This window comes from Cellulomonas sp. PSBB021, from assembly GCF_002240455.1.
Taxonomy (GTDB): Bacteria; Actinomycetota; Actinomycetes; order Actinomycetales; family Cellulomonadaceae; genus Cellulomonas; species Cellulomonas uda.
Window position 1 is genome coordinate 650397 of record NZ_CP021430.1, and the last position, 15821, is coordinate 666217.

Here is a 15821-nt window from a genome sequence, read left to right on the forward strand (position 1 = left end):
GCCGATGGCCGTGTCGGGACCTCGCAAGGGGTCCCGGTCCTGCCGAGCGTCTGCCGTCGTCCTGGAGGTGTCGGGTGAGCCCAGCCCGCACGCGCGTCCTTGCTCTCGTCCTCGTCTCGTCCACGCTCCTCGCGGCGGGCGCGCTGCCGGCCTCGGCCGCACCCGTGCGGTCGTCGGCGTCCGCGCCGCGGGCGTTCGTGGCCGCCCCTGCGGCGACCGACGTCGCGGCGTCCGGGACGTCGGACCGCATGCCGACGAAGGCCTGGGTCACCAACCTCTACCGCACCCGCATCGTGCCGGCCCTCGGCACCCGGGTCTCGTGGTCGGGCAGCGTCTCGTCGTGCTCGATGGGGCGGGAGTCCGACGCGTCGCGCGCGGCCACGCTGCGCATGGTCAACTCGATGCGCATGCTCGTGCAGCTCTCGACGGTGAAGCTCGACACGACCGCGAGCAACAAGGCGCAGAAGGCTGCGCTGCTCATGGACGCCAACGGCAAGCTGTCGCACTCGCCGAGCCAGAGCGACTTCCCGCGGTGCTGGTCGCCCGCGGCCAAGGAGGCGGCGGGCTCGTCGAACCTCGCGCTCGGCGCCACGGGCTCCAAGGCGATCGCGGCCTACATGGACGAGCCCGGCGACAAGAACACCGCGGCCGGTCACCGCCGCTGGATCCTCAACCCGGCCACGACCCACATCGCGACCGGCTCGACCGGCAACGCCAACGCACTGACGGTGTTCGGTCTCGGGACCTCGGCCACCGCCGCGCGGCCGGGCTGGATCGAGTGGCCCGCGCGCGGGTGGTTCCCGCAGCAGATCGAGCCGGACGGCCGGTGGTCGCTGTCCTCGTCGAACGGCGCGGTCAGCTTCGACAAGGCGGCGGTCAAGGTGCAGCGCGTGACGACGGACGGCAAGGTCGTCACGACGCACTCGGTGCGCAAGCACCCGGTCAAGACCGGGTACGGGCCGAACACGGTCGTGTTCGACGTGTCGGGCGTCGCCCACCCCACGGGCAAGGCGGTCGCGTACTACCGGGTCACGGTGACGGGCATCCGCGGCGGCGGCCAGTCGTCGTACTCGTACCTCGTGCGGCTGTACGACCCGACCGCGTGACGCCTGTCCCGTGACGGCACGTCCCGTGACAGCCAGGCCCGGTCGGTCCGGCCGGGCCTGGTAGTCTGTGGGAGCCGTCAGAACGGCCGCGGATCCAGAGAGCCCGGGTGGACGTGCCCCGGCGCACCGCGCAACGAACCACACAAGGAGAGCCGTGTCCCTCGACGCTGCCACCAAGCAGGCCATCATGACCGAGTACGCCACGCACGAGGGCGACACCGGTTCCCCCGAGGTCCAGATCGCTGTCCTGACGCAGCGCATCAAGGACCTGACGGAGCACCTCAAGGAGCACAAGCACGACCACCACAGCCGCCGCGGCCTGCTGCTGCTCGTCGGTCGTCGTCGTCGCCTTCTCGGCTACCTGCAGAAGGTCGACATCAACCGTTACCGCTCGATCATCGAGCGCCTCGGTCTGCGCCGCTGAACCTCGCGACCAGCCCGGACCCCGTGCGGGGTCCGGGCTGGTCCGCATGTCGGGCCCGCGCGTCGCGCGACAGCCCGGCGGCACCGGCGGCATGATCGTCGGCGGTGCCGCGCGAGCGCGGCGGACGTGACGTCCGCCCGACCCGCACCCGCACCACCAGCACCACCGCACCATCCACCGCGTCGGTCCACCTGTCCGGTCCTCGGTAGTGGCCCCCGGAGCACGAGCTCCGTAGGCCTCGATCGAAGACCGCCGGGACCGGCCGGCGCCTTCGACACACGAGGAGGGCACCCGTGGAGGGTCCCGAGATCCAGTTCGCCGAGGCCGTGATCGACAACGGTCGCTTCGGCACCCGCACCGTCCGGTTCGAGACCGGCCGGCTCGCCAAGCAGGCCGCCGGCTCCGCCGCCGCGTACCTCGACGGCGACACGATGCTCCTGTCGGCCACGACGGCCGGCAAGCACCCCAAGGAGCAGTTCGACTTCTTCCCGCTGACGATCGACGTCGAGGAGCGGCAGTACGCCGCCGGCAAGATCCCCGGCTCGTTCTTCCGCCGCGAGGGCCGTCCCTCGACCGAGGCGATCCTGGCCTGCCGCCTGGTCGACCGCCCGCTGCGCCCGCTGTTCGTCAAGGGCCTGCGCAACGAGGTCCAGGTCGTCATCACGGTCCTGGCGATCCACCCGGACGACGCGTACGACGTGCTCGCGATCAACGCGGCGTCGATCTCGACGCAGCTGTCGGGTCTGCCGTTCTCCGGCCCCGTGGGTGGCGTGCGCATCGCGCTCGTCGACGGCCAGTGGGTCGCGTTCCCGCGCTACTCCGAGCGTGAGCGTGCGACGTTCGACATGGTCGTCGCCGGCCGTGTGGTGGGCGACGACGTCGCCATCGCGATGATCGAGGCCGAGGCGCCCGAGAAGTCGTGGAACCTCATCAAGGACGAGGGCGGCCAGGCGCCGACCGAGGAGATCGTCGCGCAGGGCCTCGAGGCGGCGAAGCCGTTCATCAAGGTCCTGGTCCAGGCGCAGTCCGAGCTCGCCGCGAAGGCGGCCAAGGAGACGCAGGTCTTCCCGACGTTCCCGGACTACCAGGACGACGTCTACGCCGCGGTCGAGGCCGCCGCGACGGCGCGCCTGGGCGAGGCGCTGAGCATCGCCGACAAGCAGACCCGCGAGGGTCGGCTCGACGAGATCAAGGCCGAGGTCCAGGGCGAGCTCGCCGAGTCGTTCGAGGGTCGCGAGAAGGAGATCTCCGCCGCGTACCGCTCGGTGCAGAAGAAGCTCATCCGCCAGCGCATCCTCACCGACGGCTTCCGCATCGACGGCCGTGGCCTGCGCGACATCCGCACGCTCTCGGCCGAGGTCGAGGTCCTGCCGCGCGTGCACGGCTCGGCGCTGTTCGAGCGTGGCGAGACCCAGATCCTGGGCGTCACGACGCTGAACATGCTCCGCATGGAGCAGCAGCTCGACACGCTGTCGCCCGAGACGCGCAAGCGCTACATGCACAACTACAACTTCCCGCCGTACTCGACCGGTGAGACGGGCCGCGTGGGCTCGCCGAAGCGCCGCGAGATCGGCCACGGAGCGCTCGCCGAGCGCGCGCTCATGCCGGTCCTGCCGAGCCGCGAGGAGTTCCCCTACGCGATCCGTCAGGTCTCGGAGGCGCTGGGCTCGAACGGCTCGACGTCGATGGGCTCGGTCTGCGCCTCGACCCTGTCGCTGCTCAACGCGGGTGTGCCGCTGCGCGCGCCCGTCGCGGGCATCGCGATGGGCCTCGTGTCCGACACGGTGGACGGTGAGACCCGCTACGCGGCGCTCACCGACATCCTCGGCGCCGAGGACGCGTTCGGCGACATGGACTTCAAGGTCGCCGGTACCCGCGAGTTCGTCACGGCCATCCAGCTCGACACCAAGCTCGACGGCATCCCCGCCTCGGTCCTGGCCGGCGCGCTGACGCAGGCCAAGGAGGCGCGTCTGGCGATCCTCGACGTCATCGCCGAGGCCATCGACACGCCCGACGAGATGAGCCCGTTCGCGCCGCGCGTCATCACGGTGAAGGTCCCGGTCGACAAGATCGGCGAGGTCATCGGCCCGAAGGGCAAGATGATCAACCAGATCCAGGAGGAGACCGGCGCCGACATCTCGATCGAGGACGACGGCACGGTCTACATCGGCGCGACCGACGGTCCGTCGGCCGAGGCCGCGCGGGCCGCGATCAACGCGATCGCCAACCCGCACATGCCCGAGATCGGCGAGCGCTTCGTCGGGACCGTCGTGAAGACGACGACGTTCGGCGCGTTCATCTCGCTCTCGCCGGGCAAGGACGGTCTGCTGCACATCAGCCAGATCCGCAAGCTCGTCGGCGGCAAGCGCGTCGAGAACGTCGAGGACGTGCTGTCGATCGGGCAGAAGGTCCAGGTCGAGATCGGCGAGATCGACCCGCGCGGCAAGCTGTCGCTGCACGCGGTCGTCGACGAGGACAAGGCCGACTCCGACGCGGCGCAGGCCGCCCCGGCCGACGCCTGACGTGCCGCTCGACCTCCCGCTCGTGCGCCCGGGCCTCCCGGGCGCGGAGCAGTCCGCCGGGCAGGACGGCGACGCCCACGTGCGTCGTTCCGTCCTGCCCGGCGGGGTCCGGGTCCTCTCGGAGCACATGCCCGGGCTCCGGTCGGCGACCGTCGGGGCCTGGGTGGGCGTCGGCTCGCGCGACGAGACGTCCGGCCACTTCGGCTCGACCCACTTCCTCGAGCACCTGCTGTTCAAGGGCACCGCGCGGCGCTCGGCGATGGACATCGCCGAGGCGTTCGACGCCGTCGGCGGCGAGGCCAACGCGGCCACCGGCAAGGAGCACACGTGCTACTACGCGCGGGTGCTCGACACCGACCTGCCCATGGCGGTCGACGTGATCGCGGACATGGTCACCTCCGCGCGCCTCGAGACCGACGAGCTCGAGACCGAGCGCGGCGTGATCCTCGAAGAGCTCGCGATGAACGACGACGACCCGAGCGACGTCGTCCACGAGCAGTTCGCGAGCGGGGTACTCGGGGAGCACCCGCTGGGCCGGCCCATCGGCGGCACTCCCGAGACGATCCGTGAGGTCCCGCGCGATGCCGTGTGGGAGCACTACCGGTGGCACTACCGGCCGCAGACGCTCGTCGTCAGCGCGGCGGGCGGCGTCGACCACGACACGCTGTGCGCTCAGGTCGCCGACGCGCTCGCCGCGGGCGGCTGGGACCTGGCCGACGACGCGAGCCCCACGGGGCGCCGCGATGTCGCGCGCGAGCTCGGCGCGGGGGAGCACGGGCTGCCGATCGTGGGTGTGGAGCGCTCCGTGCGCCGGCACACCGAGCAGGCCAACGTCATCGTCGGCTGCACGTCGCTGACCGCGACCGACGACCGCCGGTTCACGCTGTCCGTGCTCAACGCCGTGCTGGGCGGCGGGATGTCCTCCCGCCTGTTCCAGGAGGTCCGGGAGAAGCGCGGCCTCGCGTACTCGACGTACTCGTTCGCGTCCGGCCACGCCGACACCGGCGTGTTCGGTCTCTACGCGGGCTGCACGCCCGCGAAGGTCGACGAGGTCGTCGCGCTGATGGTCGCGGAGTGGGAGCGGCTCGCGGAGACGCCCATCACGTCCGCCGAGCTCGAGCGGTCGGTCGGGCAGCTCTCGGGCGGCCTCGTGCTCGGCATGGAGGACACCGGATCGCGCATGAGCCGGCTCGGCAAGGCGGAGCTGGTGCACGGCGCGCTGCTGTCGATCGACGAGTCGCTCGAGCGGGTGCGCGCGGTGACCGTGCAGGACGTGCAGGAGCTCGCCGCCGAGCTCGCGTCGCGCCCGCGTTCGGTCGTGCGCGTCGGGCCCTTCGGGGACTGACGCGCGGCGGGCGGTCCCGTCCGCCCACGGGCGTGCTCCGGCGCGCCATGATGGGGCTGTGACCGCGTACCGGTGGATCGAGGCCTCCGCGCCGCTGCTCGTCGAGCACGCCTGGGTGCTGCGGGACGAGGGCGGCGACCGCGAGGTGCTGCTGCCCGACGGCCGCGGGCTGCTGCAGCTCGTCGTCGGCGCACCGGGGGTGCGTACGGACGTCCTGACGGGTGAGCAGACGGACGACGCGAGCGGGGTGCGCGGCTTCTCGTCCCGCGCGGTCGTGCGCGAGCAGGCGGCACCGGCGGTGCGGCTCGGGCTGCAGCTGCACCCGCTCGCGCTCGCCCTGCTGCGACCGCACGACCTGCTCGTCGACCGGTGTGCGCCGCTGGCGGCCGTCGTCGACGAGGCGGACGCGGTCCTCGCGCGCGACGCCCTCGCGCACGGCGACGACGAGGACGCGGTGCGCGTGCTCGTCGCGGCGCTCGTCGCCCGTTCCCGCACGGCGGACCGGCCCGCGGGGGTGACGGCCATGGCGGAGGTCGTCGCGGAGGTCGACCGCACGCGCGGCCTCGTCGCAGCGGCAGACCTGGCGCGAGCGCAGGGGGTGACGGTGAGCGACCTGCACCGCTGGTGCGTGCGGCTGGTCGGCGTCGCGCCCGCGTCCTACCTGGCCGCCGTGCGGTTCGCGGGGTTCGTGCGCGAGGCCGCCGGTCCGGGGCCCGTGTCGCCGCGCGACGTGGTCGGTGCGCTGCAGTGGTACGAGTCGAGCGGGCCCGCGCCACGGGAGGTCGAGCGGACGACGGGCCTCGCGCCCGCCGAGCTGCGGCGCGTGGTCGACCGGCTCGCGCTTTCCATCGCCGCCCACTGACGGCACGCGCGTCGGGGGCCGCGGCACGCGACGGATAGGGTGGCTGACCGTGAGCGAACGGATCAGGGTCGCCGTGCTGGGTGCGGCGGGACGCATGGGGTCGACGACGGTACGCGCGGTCGAGGCCGCACCCGACCTGGAGCTCGTCGCGGCACTCGACGCGGGCGACGACCTCGCGCGGGTCACGGCCGCGGGCGCGCAGGTCGCGGTGGACTTCACGGTGCCGTCGGTGACCGAGCAGAACGTCCACGCGCTCGTCGACGCCGGCGTGCACGCGGTCGTCGGCGCCACGGGCTGGGACGACGCGTCGCTCGCGCGGGTGCGCGACCACCTCGCGGACCGCCCGGGCGTGGGCGTGCTGATCGCCCCGAACTTCGCGCTCGGCGCGGTGCTGACCATGGCGTTCGCGGCGCGGGCCGCGCGCTGGTTCGAGTCCGTCGAGGTCGTCGAGCTGCACCACCCCGACAAGGTCGACGCACCCTCGGGCACCGCCCTGCACACCGCGCACGCGATCGCACGCGCGCGCCGTGCGGCCGGGGTGGCCGCGAGCCCCGACGCGACGCAGCAGTCGCTCGACGGTGCGCGCGGCGCCGTCGTCGACGACGTGCACGTCCACGCGGTGCGGCTGCGCGGGCTGACCGCGCACGAGGAGGTGCTGCTCGGCAACCCGGGCGAGCAGCTGACGATCCGGCACGACTCGTTCGACCGCGTGAGCTTCATGCCCGGCGTCCTGCTGGGGGTGCGTCAGGTGGCCTCGCGGCCCGGCCTGACGGTCGGTCTCGAGCACCTGCTCGACCTGGGCTGAGCGTGGCCGCCCCTCGCCGCCGGTCCGCGGTCGTCGCTCTCGCGGGAGCGGTCGCGCTCACGGCGCTGCTCGCGCTGTACGTGCTGCTCGTCGCGTCGCGCGCCACGTCGCTCGTCCGCACGGGCGAGCCCGTGGCCGTGGTCCTCGGTGTCGCGCTGTGGGTGCTGCCGGTGCTCGCCGTCTGGTTCGTCGCGCGCGAGTGGAGCCTCGCGATCGACGTGCAGCGCATGGCGGACCGGCTCGCGGACGCGGACGAGCTGCCCGTCGACGACCTGCCGCGCTCGCCCGGCGGGCGGGTCGACCGTGCGGCCGCGCGCGCGGCGTTCGACGCGGTCCGCGAGCGGTGCGAGGCCGCGCCCGACGACTGGCGCTCGTGGTACCACCTGGCGTTCGCGTACGACGCCGCGGGGGACCGCCGCCGCGCGCGGGAGTCGCTCGCGCGGGCCCGCGCGCTGTTCCGCGGCCGTACCGCCCCCTGACGACCGCACCGGCGTGGGCGCGGTCGTGGGCGTGGTCGTGGGCGTCAGATCGTCGCCCACCACCGGTGCTCGCGCACGGTGCGGGCCGTGCCGTCCGGCAGCGTGTCCGACGCGAGCTCGCGCACGGTGTCGTCGGGGCCCAGGCCGGCGCCGGAGAGGAACTGCGCCCGCGCGGTGTCGCCGTCGAGCACCCACGTCTGGAGCTGGTCCGCGCCGTCCTCGCGCAGCAGGTCGACCGCCGCCGCCAGCAGCCGCGAGCCGTGCCCCGCGCGCTGGTGCGGCGGGGCCACCTCGAGCGCCAGGAGCAGGCCGCCGGGGGCGTCGCCGCCACGCGTGGCGGGGACGGGCGCGACCGACGCGAAGCCGACGACCGCGGCACCCGCGCACGCCACGAGCACGCGGTGCCCGCTCGGCGGCGCGGTGACGGCCGCCGCCCACTGCGCACGCATCGCGTCGAGGTCGAGCACGTCGAGCGCACCGGCGAGCAGGTCACCGTGGGCGCCGCGCCACGCCTCGACCTGGATGTCGACGATCGCGGCCTCGTCGCCCGGCACGGCGGGCCGCACCGAGACGTCCGAGGTCTCGCGGAAGAGCGTCACGACGCGTCCGCGTGCGCGACGACGGGCGTCGAGGCCACCGGCTTGGGCGGGTGCTTGGTGGAGACGCGGTCGATCCACGCGAGCGCCATGGCCGAGACGATGAAGGCCAGGTGGATCACGGTCTGCCAGAGCAGCGGCTGCCAGCCGGTCTTCTCGATGGTCGACTCGGCCTCGATGAAGCTCGCGAGGAGGTGGATCGACGAGATGCCGATGATCGACATCGCCAGCTTGGTCTTCAGCACGTTCGCGTTGACGTGTGAGAGCCACTCGGGCTGGTCGGGGTGGTCGTCGAGGCGGATGCGCGAGACGAAGGTCTCGTAGCCCCCGATGATCACCATGATCAGCAGGTTCGCGATCATCACGACGTCGACGAGCCCGAGGACCGCGATGATCATGTCGCCGCTGGTGAACGCCTCGACGTGCGCGTGCCCGTCGGCGTCCACGTGCTCGACCTGGCCCGTGAACAGCCCCACGCCGAGGTGCCACAGCTCCTTCATGAACTGCCACACGTAGAACGCCTGCGCGACGATCAGGCCGAGGTACAGCGGCAGCTGCAGCCAGCGTGAGGCGAAGATCAGCGTGCCGACCGCGGAGCGCTGCACGGTCTCGGCGCCGGACGGGTTCGTCGGCGCGGTGGTGGGGGCCTGGGCCATCGGTCCTCCGGTGGGCGGGGGCCGCACGCGCGGCCTCGTCGTCGGGCGAGGGTACAACGCACGAGGTGCGAGTCCGGTGCCGGGCCGCGCCCAGGGCCCGTCGGTGGCCCGTCGGTGGCCCGGCGGTGGCCCGGCGGTGGCCCGGCGGTGGCTCGGCGGCGGGCGTCAGGCCATGCCGAGGGCGCGCAGCCCCGCTGCGGTCGCGGCGGCGAGCACGACCACGACGACGAACGGCGCGCGCAGCGCGAGGGCCACCGCCGCGACCGCGAGCGCGGGCAGGCGCGCGTCCGCGACGAGCGCCTGCCCCTGCGCGACAGCCTGCACCGCGACGAGCGCGGAGAGCAGCGCGACGGTCACGAGCGACGCGGTGCGCGCGACGCGCGGCTCGGCGAGCCAGTGCTCGGGCACGAGGTGCCCGACGAGCTTGATCGCGAGCACGACCGCGGCGCCGACCAGCACCGCGACCCAGGTGGCGGTGGGGCTCATGGGCGACCTCCCTCGGCGGTGCCGCCCGCGGGCGGGTGTCCCGGCGGGCCGGGGGCGGGCGGCCGGTCGGGTGCCGGTGCCGGTGCTGGTGCCGGTGCCGGTTCTGGTGCTGGAGCCGGTTCTGGTGTCGGTGCCGGTGCGAGCATCCCGACGAGGATCGCGATCGCGGCCGCCAGCAGCACGGGGACGCCCGCCGGCAGCACGGGCGTCGTCGCGAGCGCCGCGACGACGGACGCGGCGGCGACCAGCCGCGCGAGCCGCGCGTGCGGCCCCGAGAACCGCGGCCAGACGAGGGCGAGGAACGCGGCCGCGGCGGCGGCGTCCAAGCCGTACCGGCGCGGGTCGCCGAGCGCGTCGCCGAGCAGGGCGCCGCCGAGCGTGAACAGGTTCCACAGCGCGAAGACGCCGACGCCCGTCCACCAGAACCCGGCGCGAGCCGCCCGGCCCGGTGGGTGCGCGGTGCTCACCGCGGTCGACTCGTCGATCGTCAGGTGCGCGGCCAGCAGGCGGCGCCAGCCGCGCACCCCCAGCAGGGGAGCGACCTGCGGGCCGTACAGGCCGTTGCGCACACCCAGGAGGCCCGCGGTGGCCACGGCGGCCGTGGCGGTCCCGCCGGACGCGACGACGCCGATGAACGCGAACTGCGACCCGCCCGTGAACATGAGCAGCGACAGCGCCATGGTCTGTGCGAGGTCCAGCCCCGCGGCCACGGACAGCGCCCCGAACGAGACCCCGTACAGACCGGTCGCGAGCGACACGGAGAGCGCCTGGCGGACGGCCGCGCGCACCTCGTCCCGACCGCCGTCCGTCACGCGCACAGGGTCGCACATGCGCGCGGCACGGCCGGACGCTAAGGCCGCACGGCCCGCGCCGAACGTACGATGACGCGCATGACGCAGCCGTCCGCGATCCCCACCCCGTACGAGGACCTGCTGCGGCTGGTCCTCGAGACGGGCACGCCGAAGTCGGACCGCACGGGGACGGGCACGCGCTCGGTGTTCGGGCACCAGATGCGCTTCGACCTGTCGGCCGGCTTCCCGCTCGTCACGACCAAGCGCGTGCACCTGCGCTCGGTCGTGCTCGAGCTGTTGTGGTTCCTGCGCGGCGACTCCAACGTCCGCTGGCTGCAGGAGCGGGGCGTGAAGATCTGGGACGAGTGGGCGGACGCGGACGGCGAGCTCGGGCCGGTGTACGGCGTGCAGTGGCGCTCGTGGCCGACCCCCGACGGCGGGCACGTGGACCAGGTCGCGCAGCTCGTCGAGAACCTGCGGGCCGACCCGGACTCGCGCCGGCACGTCGTCTCGGCGTGGAACGTCGCCGAGCTGGGGCGCATGGCGCTCATGCCGTGCCACGCGCTGTTCCAGTTCTACGTCGCGGACGGGCGGCTGTCCTGCCAGCTCTACCAGCGGTCCGCGGACCTGTTCCTCGGGGTGCCGTTCAACATCGCGTCCTACGCGCTGCTCACGCACATGGTCGCGCAGCAGGTCGACCTCGAGGTCGGCGACCTCGTCTGGACCGGCGGCGACTGCCACGTCTACGACAACCACGTCGAGCAGGTCCGCGAGCAGCTCACGCGCGAGCCGTACCCCGCGCCGACGCTGCGCCTGCGCAAGGCGGCGTCGATCTTCGACTACGCGTACGAGGACGTCGAGGTGGTCGGGTACCAGCACCACCCGACGATCAAGGCGCCGATCGCCGTATGAGCACGACGAGCGAGCCGCACGTCGCGCTCGTGTGGGCGCAGTCGGCGGGCGGGGTCATCGGCGCCGACGGTGCGCTCCCGTGGCACGTGCCCGAGGACCTCGCGCGGTTCAAGGCGCTCACGGACGGGCACCCGGTCGTGATGGGCCGCGCGACCTGGGACTCGCTCCCGGCGCGCTGGCGGCCCCTGCCGGGCCGGACGAACCTCGTGCTCACCCGGCAGGCCGGGCTCGAGCTCGAGGGCGCGCTCGTCGTGCACGACCTGGCGACCGCGCTCGCACTCGCCGCCGACGCTCCCGGCGGCGAGCAGGTGTGGGTCGTCGGCGGGGGAGCGGTCTACGCGCTCGCCCTGCCGTACGCGCACCGCGCCGAGGTCACCGTGGTGGACGTCACCGTCGCGGGCGACACGCATGCGCCGCGGCTCGCGCCGGAGCGGTGGCGTCGGGAACGCGCGGAGCCCGCCGAGGGCTGGTCGACGTCGTCGACGGGCGCCCGGTACCGGTTCGAGACGTACGTCCGCGCGTCCGGCTGACGCGCACCGGCGCGGCGCACGCCGCTCGGAGCGTGGATCGGGCGCGGTCGGTCCGTCCGTGCGCGGTACGGTGGGCGCCATGCCGCAGGTGACGTCGAGCTCGCGCCCGTTCGGGTCGCTGCTCTCCGCGATGGTGACACCCTTCACCCCGCAGGGCGAGGTGGACCTCGCGGCCGCGGTGCAGCTCGCGCGCCGGCTCGTCGACGCCGGGCACGACGGTCTCGTGCTCAACGGCACGACGGGCGAGGCGCCGACGACGCACGCACCCGAGAAGGCCGAGCTCATCGCCGCGGTCGTCGAGGCGGTCGGCGACCGCGCGTACGTCGTCGCCGGCGCGGGGTCCAACGACACGCTGCACGCCGCGCGGATGGCCGAGCAGGCCGCCGAGGCCGGCGCGCACGGCTTGCTCGTCGTGAGCCCCTACTACTCGCGCCCGTCGCAGCCGGGCGTGGTCGCGCACGTGCGCGCGGTGCTCGACGCGGGCGACCTGCCCGCGATGCTGTACGACGTCCCGGGCCGCGCCGGCGTGCGCCTCGCGGACGCCACGATCGACACGCTCGCGGCCGACGAGCGTGTGGTCGCGTTCAAGGACGCGACCGGCGACACCGTGAACGCCGCACGCGGCATCGCGCGCACCGGGCTGGCCTGGTACTCGGGCGACGACGGCCTCGTCGCGCAGTTCCTCGCCGTGGGGGCCGTCGGCGTCGTCGGCGTCGTCACCCAGGCGGCGAGCGCGATGTTCCGCGAGCTGCTCGACGCGTGGGACCGGGGCGACGTCCCGGCCGCGCAGCGGGCCTACGCCGCGACGCTCCCTGTCACCGACGCCGTGAACGGTGCCGGCTTCCAGGCCGTGCACGTCAAGGCGGCGCTCGAGGTCCTCGGCCTCATCCCGCGTCGCACCGTGCGCCTGCCGTACGTGCCCGCGACCGACGACGAGGTCGACGGCATCCGCGAGGCGCTGCGCGCCGCCGGGCTGCTCGACGCGGCCCTCACCTGACCACCGGGCCCGCAGCGCCGGGCCACCCTCGCGGGAGCGCGCCACCGGCCGCCCCGCCCGTCGCAGGAGAAGACTTGAGCCACCCCCACCCCGAGCTGACCCCGCCGCCCCCGCTCCCGGAGGGAGGACTGCGCGTCGTCGCCCTCGGCGGACTGGGCGAGGTCGGCCGGAACATGGCCGTGCTGGAGTTCGGCGGGCGCCTGCTCGTCGTCGACTGCGGCGTGCTGTTCCCCGAGGACCACCAGCCCGGCGTCGACCTGATCCTCCCGGACTTCGACTACATCCGTGACCGGCTCGACGACATCGAGGCGATCGTGCTCACGCACGGGCACGAGGACCACATCGGCGCCGTGCCCTACCTGCTGCGCCTGCGCTCGGACATCCCGCTCGTCGGCTCGCAGCTCACGCTCGCGTTCGTCGAGGCGAAGCTCAAGGAGCACCGGATCACGCCGGTGACGCTCGCGGTGCGCGAGGGTCAGGTCGAGCAGCTCGGCGTGTTCGAGTGCGAGTTCGTCGCGGTCAACCACTCGATCCCGGACGCGCTCGCGGTCGCGGTCACCACCCCCGCGGGCACCGTGCTGCACACCGGCGACTTCAAGATGGACCAGCTCCCGCTCGACGGGCGCATCACCGACCTGCGTGCCTTCGCACGCCTGGGCGAGAAGGGCGTCGACCTGTTCATGGTCGACTCCACGAACGCCGAGGTCCCGGGGTTCGTGGCACCCGAGCGGGGCATCGGTCCCGTGCTCGACGGGGTCTTCGCGGAGTCGAGCAAGCGCATCATCGTCGCGTCGTTCGCCTCGCACGTGCACCGCGTCCAGCAGGTGCTCGACGCCGCCGCCGCGCACGGCCGCCGCGTGGCGCTCGTCGGCCGCTCGATGGTCCGCAACATGGCGATCGCCGCCGACCTCGGCTACCTCAAGGTGCCCGCCGGCGTGCTCGTCGACCTCAAGGCGGTCGACGACCTCCCGGACGACGAGGTGGTGCTCATGTGCACCGGCTCGCAGGGCGAGCCGATGGCCGCGCTGTCGCGCATGGCGAACAACGACCACAAGGTGTCGGTCGGCGCGGGGGACACCGTGATCCTCGCGTCGTCGCTCATCCCCGGGAACGAGAACGCGGTGTTCCGCGTGATCAACGGGCTCACGCGCCTCGGCGCGCGCGTCGTGCACTCCGGCAACGCGAAGGTGCACGTCTCGGGCCACGCGTCCGCGGGCGAGCTGCTCTACTGCTACAACATCCTGCGCCCGCGCAACGTCATGCCCGTGCACGGCGAGGTGCGCCACCTCGTCGCGAACGGCGCGCTCGCGGTCCAGACCGGCGTGCCCGCCGACCGCGTGGTGCTCGCCGAGGACGGCGTCGTCGTCGACCTCGTCGACGGCCGCGCGTCCGTCGTCGGCGCGGTGCCGTGCGGCTACGTGTACGTCGACGGCTCGAGCGTGGGCGGCATCACCGAGGCCGAGCTCAAGGACCGCCGGATCCTCGGTGACGAGGGGTTCATCTCGATCTTCGCGGTCGTGTCGTCCGCCGACGGCAAGGTGCTCGCGGGCCCGCAGATCCACGCGCGCGGGTTCGCCGAGCAGGACGACGTGTTCGAGGACATCCTCCCGGAGCTGACGCGCACGCTCGAGGACGCGATCGCGCAGGGCGCGACCGACACGCACCAGCTGCAGCAGGTCATGCGGCGGGTCGTGGGCCGGTGGGTCTCGGGCCGTCTGCGTCGCCGCCCGATGATCATCCCGGTGGTCGTGGAGGCGTAGCGCCGTCACTGCTCGGCGGCACTGCTCGGCGGCACCGTGCGGCGGAACGTCTCACGGTGCCGGCGAGGTGTCGTGCGCAGGTGCTCGGTGAAGTGCAGGCGCAGGGTCGCCGCGGAGCCGAAGCCCGCGCGGCGCGCGACCTCGTCGACCGTGAGGTCCGTGGTCTCGAGCAGCACCCGGGCGCGGGCGAGGCGCTGCTGCACGAGCCAGTGCCCGGGGCTGACGCCCGTCCGCTCGCGGAACCGACGCGTGAAGGTGCGTCGCGCGACGTGGACGTGACGCGCCCACGTGTCGAGGTCGAGCGTCGTCTGACCGACGCGGACGGCCGGGTCTCGCTCGCGCCGCGAACGGGCCCCGCCGGGGCGCACGGACCGCTAGCGTCGCGTGCCATGAACCTTCCCCCGTGCCCGTTGTGCCAGAACACCGACTACGAGCAGCAGCAGGAGCGCACCGACGGACGGTGGGGGTTCACGACGCACGTCAAGACGCTGCTCGTGTGCACCCGCTGCCGGTACGTGCTGACGTTCTACGACCGGAACTCGATCTGGGACTTCGACTGACCCGCGGTGCCGTCGGACGTCGGCTCGTCGTCGACGTCCGACAGCGCGTCCGCGGCGCGTGCCAGGCCCGCGGGCTCGGGCACGGCTCCGCTGCGACGTGACGCGGCGGCCGAGCCGACGAGGATGAGGGCGGTCGCCGCGACCACCGCGAGGGTGATCGGCTCGTCGAGCACGAGCGCGCCGAGCGCGACCGCGACGACCGGGTTGAGGTAGGCGACGAGCGTCGAGCGGGCCGCGCCGACCTCCGCGATGAGCCGGAAGAACAGGACGAACGCGAGCGCGGTGCACACGGCCCCGAGCGCGGCGAGCGCGAGGACCCCGGCGGCGTCGGGCGCCGGGTGCGGTGCCTCGAGCAGCACGACCGGCAGGTACACGAGCGCCGTCAGCCCGAGGCACGCGGTCGTCAGCGGGATCGGCGGCACGTCACGCAGACGCCGGTCGGCCACGATCGGGGCGACCGCGTAGCCGAGCGCGGCCAGGAGCACCTGGGCCACGGCCCACGCGTCGCCCCCGGCCGCGCCCGGACCGAGGAGCAGCGCGACGCCGCCGAGCGCCACGACGAGGCCGGCCCACCGCACGAGCGCGACCGCCTGCCCGTCCACGAACCGGCCGATGACGACGGCCGCGATCGGGACGGTCGCGACGAGCAGCCCGGTGGTCGAGCTGGTGAGCGTGCGCTCGGCGTTCGACAGCAGGATCCACGGCCCGACGATCTCCAGGGCCGCGAACGCGACGACCGGCCGCCGGTGCCCCCGCAGCGTCCGGAACCCGCCGGCGCGCGGCACGAAGGCCAGCAGGAGCAGCGCGCCCAGGCCGGTGCGGGCGAGCACGACGCCCGCCGGCGTGACCTGGTCGACGGCGACCTTGATGAGCAGGTACGGCACGCCCCACACGACGCCCATCGTGAGCAGCAGGGCCCAGCCGCGCCGCGTCACGGGCGTCTCCTCGGGCGTCGCGCGCAGGTCTCGGTTCGCACGGGGGACACGGTAG

The 15821-nt window shown here is 74.0% G+C and carries 18 protein-coding genes; 12 read left to right on the forward strand and 6 right to left on the reverse strand.

Going from position 1 to position 15821, the window contains the following annotated elements; translation table 11 throughout:
* Positions 1–74: 74 nt before the first annotated feature.
* From CBP52_RS02945 to CBP52_RS02975, 7 genes are all read left to right on the forward strand, one after another.
* Positions 75–1106, forward strand: a complete 1032-nt coding sequence (locus CBP52_RS02945) for a CAP domain-containing protein (protein ID WP_094179759.1) — start codon at positions 75–77, stop codon at positions 1104–1106.
* A gap of 154 nt (positions 1107–1260) precedes the next feature.
* Positions 1261–1530: a 30S ribosomal protein S15 gene (gene rpsO, locus CBP52_RS02950; protein ID WP_094179760.1), complete on the forward strand. Its 270-nt coding sequence runs from the start codon at positions 1261–1263 to the stop codon at positions 1528–1530.
* A 293-nt stretch (positions 1531–1823) separates the two neighbouring features.
* Positions 1824–4052: a polyribonucleotide nucleotidyltransferase gene (locus CBP52_RS02955; protein WP_094179761.1), complete on the forward strand. Its 2229-nt coding sequence runs from the start codon at positions 1824–1826 to the stop codon at positions 4050–4052.
* A gap of 1 nt (position 4053) precedes the next feature.
* Entirely contained in the window at positions 4054–5397 is a 1344-nt protein-coding gene (locus CBP52_RS02960; protein WP_094179762.1) for a pitrilysin family protein, read from the forward strand.
* A gap of 58 nt (positions 5398–5455) precedes the next feature.
* Positions 5456–6259, forward strand: a complete 804-nt coding sequence (locus tag CBP52_RS02965; RefSeq protein WP_094179763.1) for a hypothetical protein — start codon at positions 5456–5458, stop codon at positions 6257–6259.
* Between the two features lie 49 nt (positions 6260–6308).
* Positions 6309–7064, forward strand: a complete 756-nt coding sequence (gene dapB, locus CBP52_RS02970) for a 4-hydroxy-tetrahydrodipicolinate reductase (RefSeq protein WP_094179764.1) — start codon at positions 6309–6311, stop codon at positions 7062–7064.
* Positions 7061–7543, forward strand: a complete 483-nt coding sequence (locus tag CBP52_RS02975; protein WP_208405505.1) for a hypothetical protein — start codon at positions 7061–7063, stop codon at positions 7541–7543. Before dapB ends, CBP52_RS02975 begins: the two co-directional genes overlap by 4 nt.
* Positions 7544–7587: 44 nt before the next feature.
* On the opposite strand, the gene CBP52_RS02980 is transcribed toward CBP52_RS02975, so the two are convergent.
* The 4 genes from CBP52_RS02980 to CBP52_RS02995 form a co-directional block, all read right to left on the reverse strand.
* A complete protein-coding gene (locus CBP52_RS02980) occupies positions 7588–8142 on the reverse strand; it encodes a GNAT family N-acetyltransferase (protein ID WP_094179766.1) in 555 nt (184 codons plus the stop codon).
* Entirely contained in the window at positions 8139–8795 is a 657-nt protein-coding gene (locus CBP52_RS02985) for a TIGR00645 family protein (protein WP_094179767.1), read from the reverse strand. The genes CBP52_RS02980 and CBP52_RS02985 overlap by 4 nt, the downstream gene beginning before the upstream one ends.
* Positions 8796–8960: 165 nt before the next feature.
* Positions 8961–9281, reverse strand: a complete 321-nt coding sequence (locus CBP52_RS02990) for an AzlD domain-containing protein (RefSeq protein ID WP_094179768.1) — start codon at positions 9279–9281, stop codon at positions 8961–8963.
* Entirely contained in the window at positions 9278–10111 is an 834-nt protein-coding gene (locus tag CBP52_RS02995; protein ID WP_094179769.1) for an AzlC family ABC transporter permease, read from the reverse strand. The genes CBP52_RS02990 and CBP52_RS02995 overlap by 4 nt, the downstream gene beginning before the upstream one ends.
* A 60-nt stretch (positions 10112–10171) precedes the next feature.
* Between CBP52_RS02995 and CBP52_RS03000 the strand changes: the two genes are divergently transcribed.
* The 4 genes from CBP52_RS03000 to CBP52_RS03015 all read left to right on the forward strand — a co-directional run bounded on the left by CBP52_RS03000 (position 10172) and on the right by CBP52_RS03015 (position 14271).
* Positions 10172–10984, forward strand: coding sequence for a thymidylate synthase (locus CBP52_RS03000; protein WP_094179770.1), 813 nt, complete (start codon positions 10172–10174; stop codon positions 10982–10984).
* Positions 10981–11514, forward strand: coding sequence for a dihydrofolate reductase (locus CBP52_RS03005; protein WP_094179771.1), 534 nt, complete (start codon positions 10981–10983; stop codon positions 11512–11514). The genes CBP52_RS03000 and CBP52_RS03005 overlap by 4 nt, the downstream gene beginning before the upstream one ends.
* Positions 11515–11593: 79 nt before the next feature.
* Positions 11594–12511 carry a 4-hydroxy-tetrahydrodipicolinate synthase gene (gene dapA, locus CBP52_RS03010; RefSeq protein WP_094182093.1) on the forward strand — a complete coding sequence of 306 codons (918 nt, stop codon included), beginning with the start codon at positions 11594–11596 and terminating at the stop codon, positions 12509–12511.
* 74 nt (positions 12512–12585) lie between these two features.
* Positions 12586–14271 carry a ribonuclease J gene (locus tag CBP52_RS03015; protein WP_094179772.1) on the forward strand — a complete coding sequence of 562 codons (1686 nt, stop codon included), beginning with the start codon at positions 12586–12588 and terminating at the stop codon, positions 14269–14271.
* Positions 14272–14276: 5 nt separating this feature from the next.
* Here the strand turns inward: CBP52_RS03015 and CBP52_RS03020 are convergent, their stop codons facing one another.
* Positions 14277–14639, reverse strand: coding sequence for a helix-turn-helix domain-containing protein (locus CBP52_RS03020; protein ID WP_094179773.1), 363 nt, complete (start codon positions 14637–14639; stop codon positions 14277–14279).
* A gap of 21 nt (positions 14640–14660) precedes the next feature.
* On the opposite strand from CBP52_RS03020, the gene CBP52_RS17815 reads away from it, so the two are divergent.
* Positions 14661–14831, forward strand: coding sequence for a hypothetical protein (locus tag CBP52_RS17815; protein WP_166772113.1), 171 nt, complete (start codon positions 14661–14663; stop codon positions 14829–14831).
* Here the strand turns inward: CBP52_RS17815 and CBP52_RS03025 are convergent.
* Positions 14798–15766 carry a DMT family transporter gene (locus CBP52_RS03025; protein WP_094182094.1) on the reverse strand — a complete coding sequence of 323 codons (969 nt, stop codon included), beginning with the start codon at positions 15764–15766 and terminating at the stop codon, positions 14798–14800. The two genes, CBP52_RS17815 and CBP52_RS03025, sit on opposite strands and share 34 nt — an antisense overlap.
* Between the last annotated feature and the right edge of the window lie 55 nt (positions 15767–15821).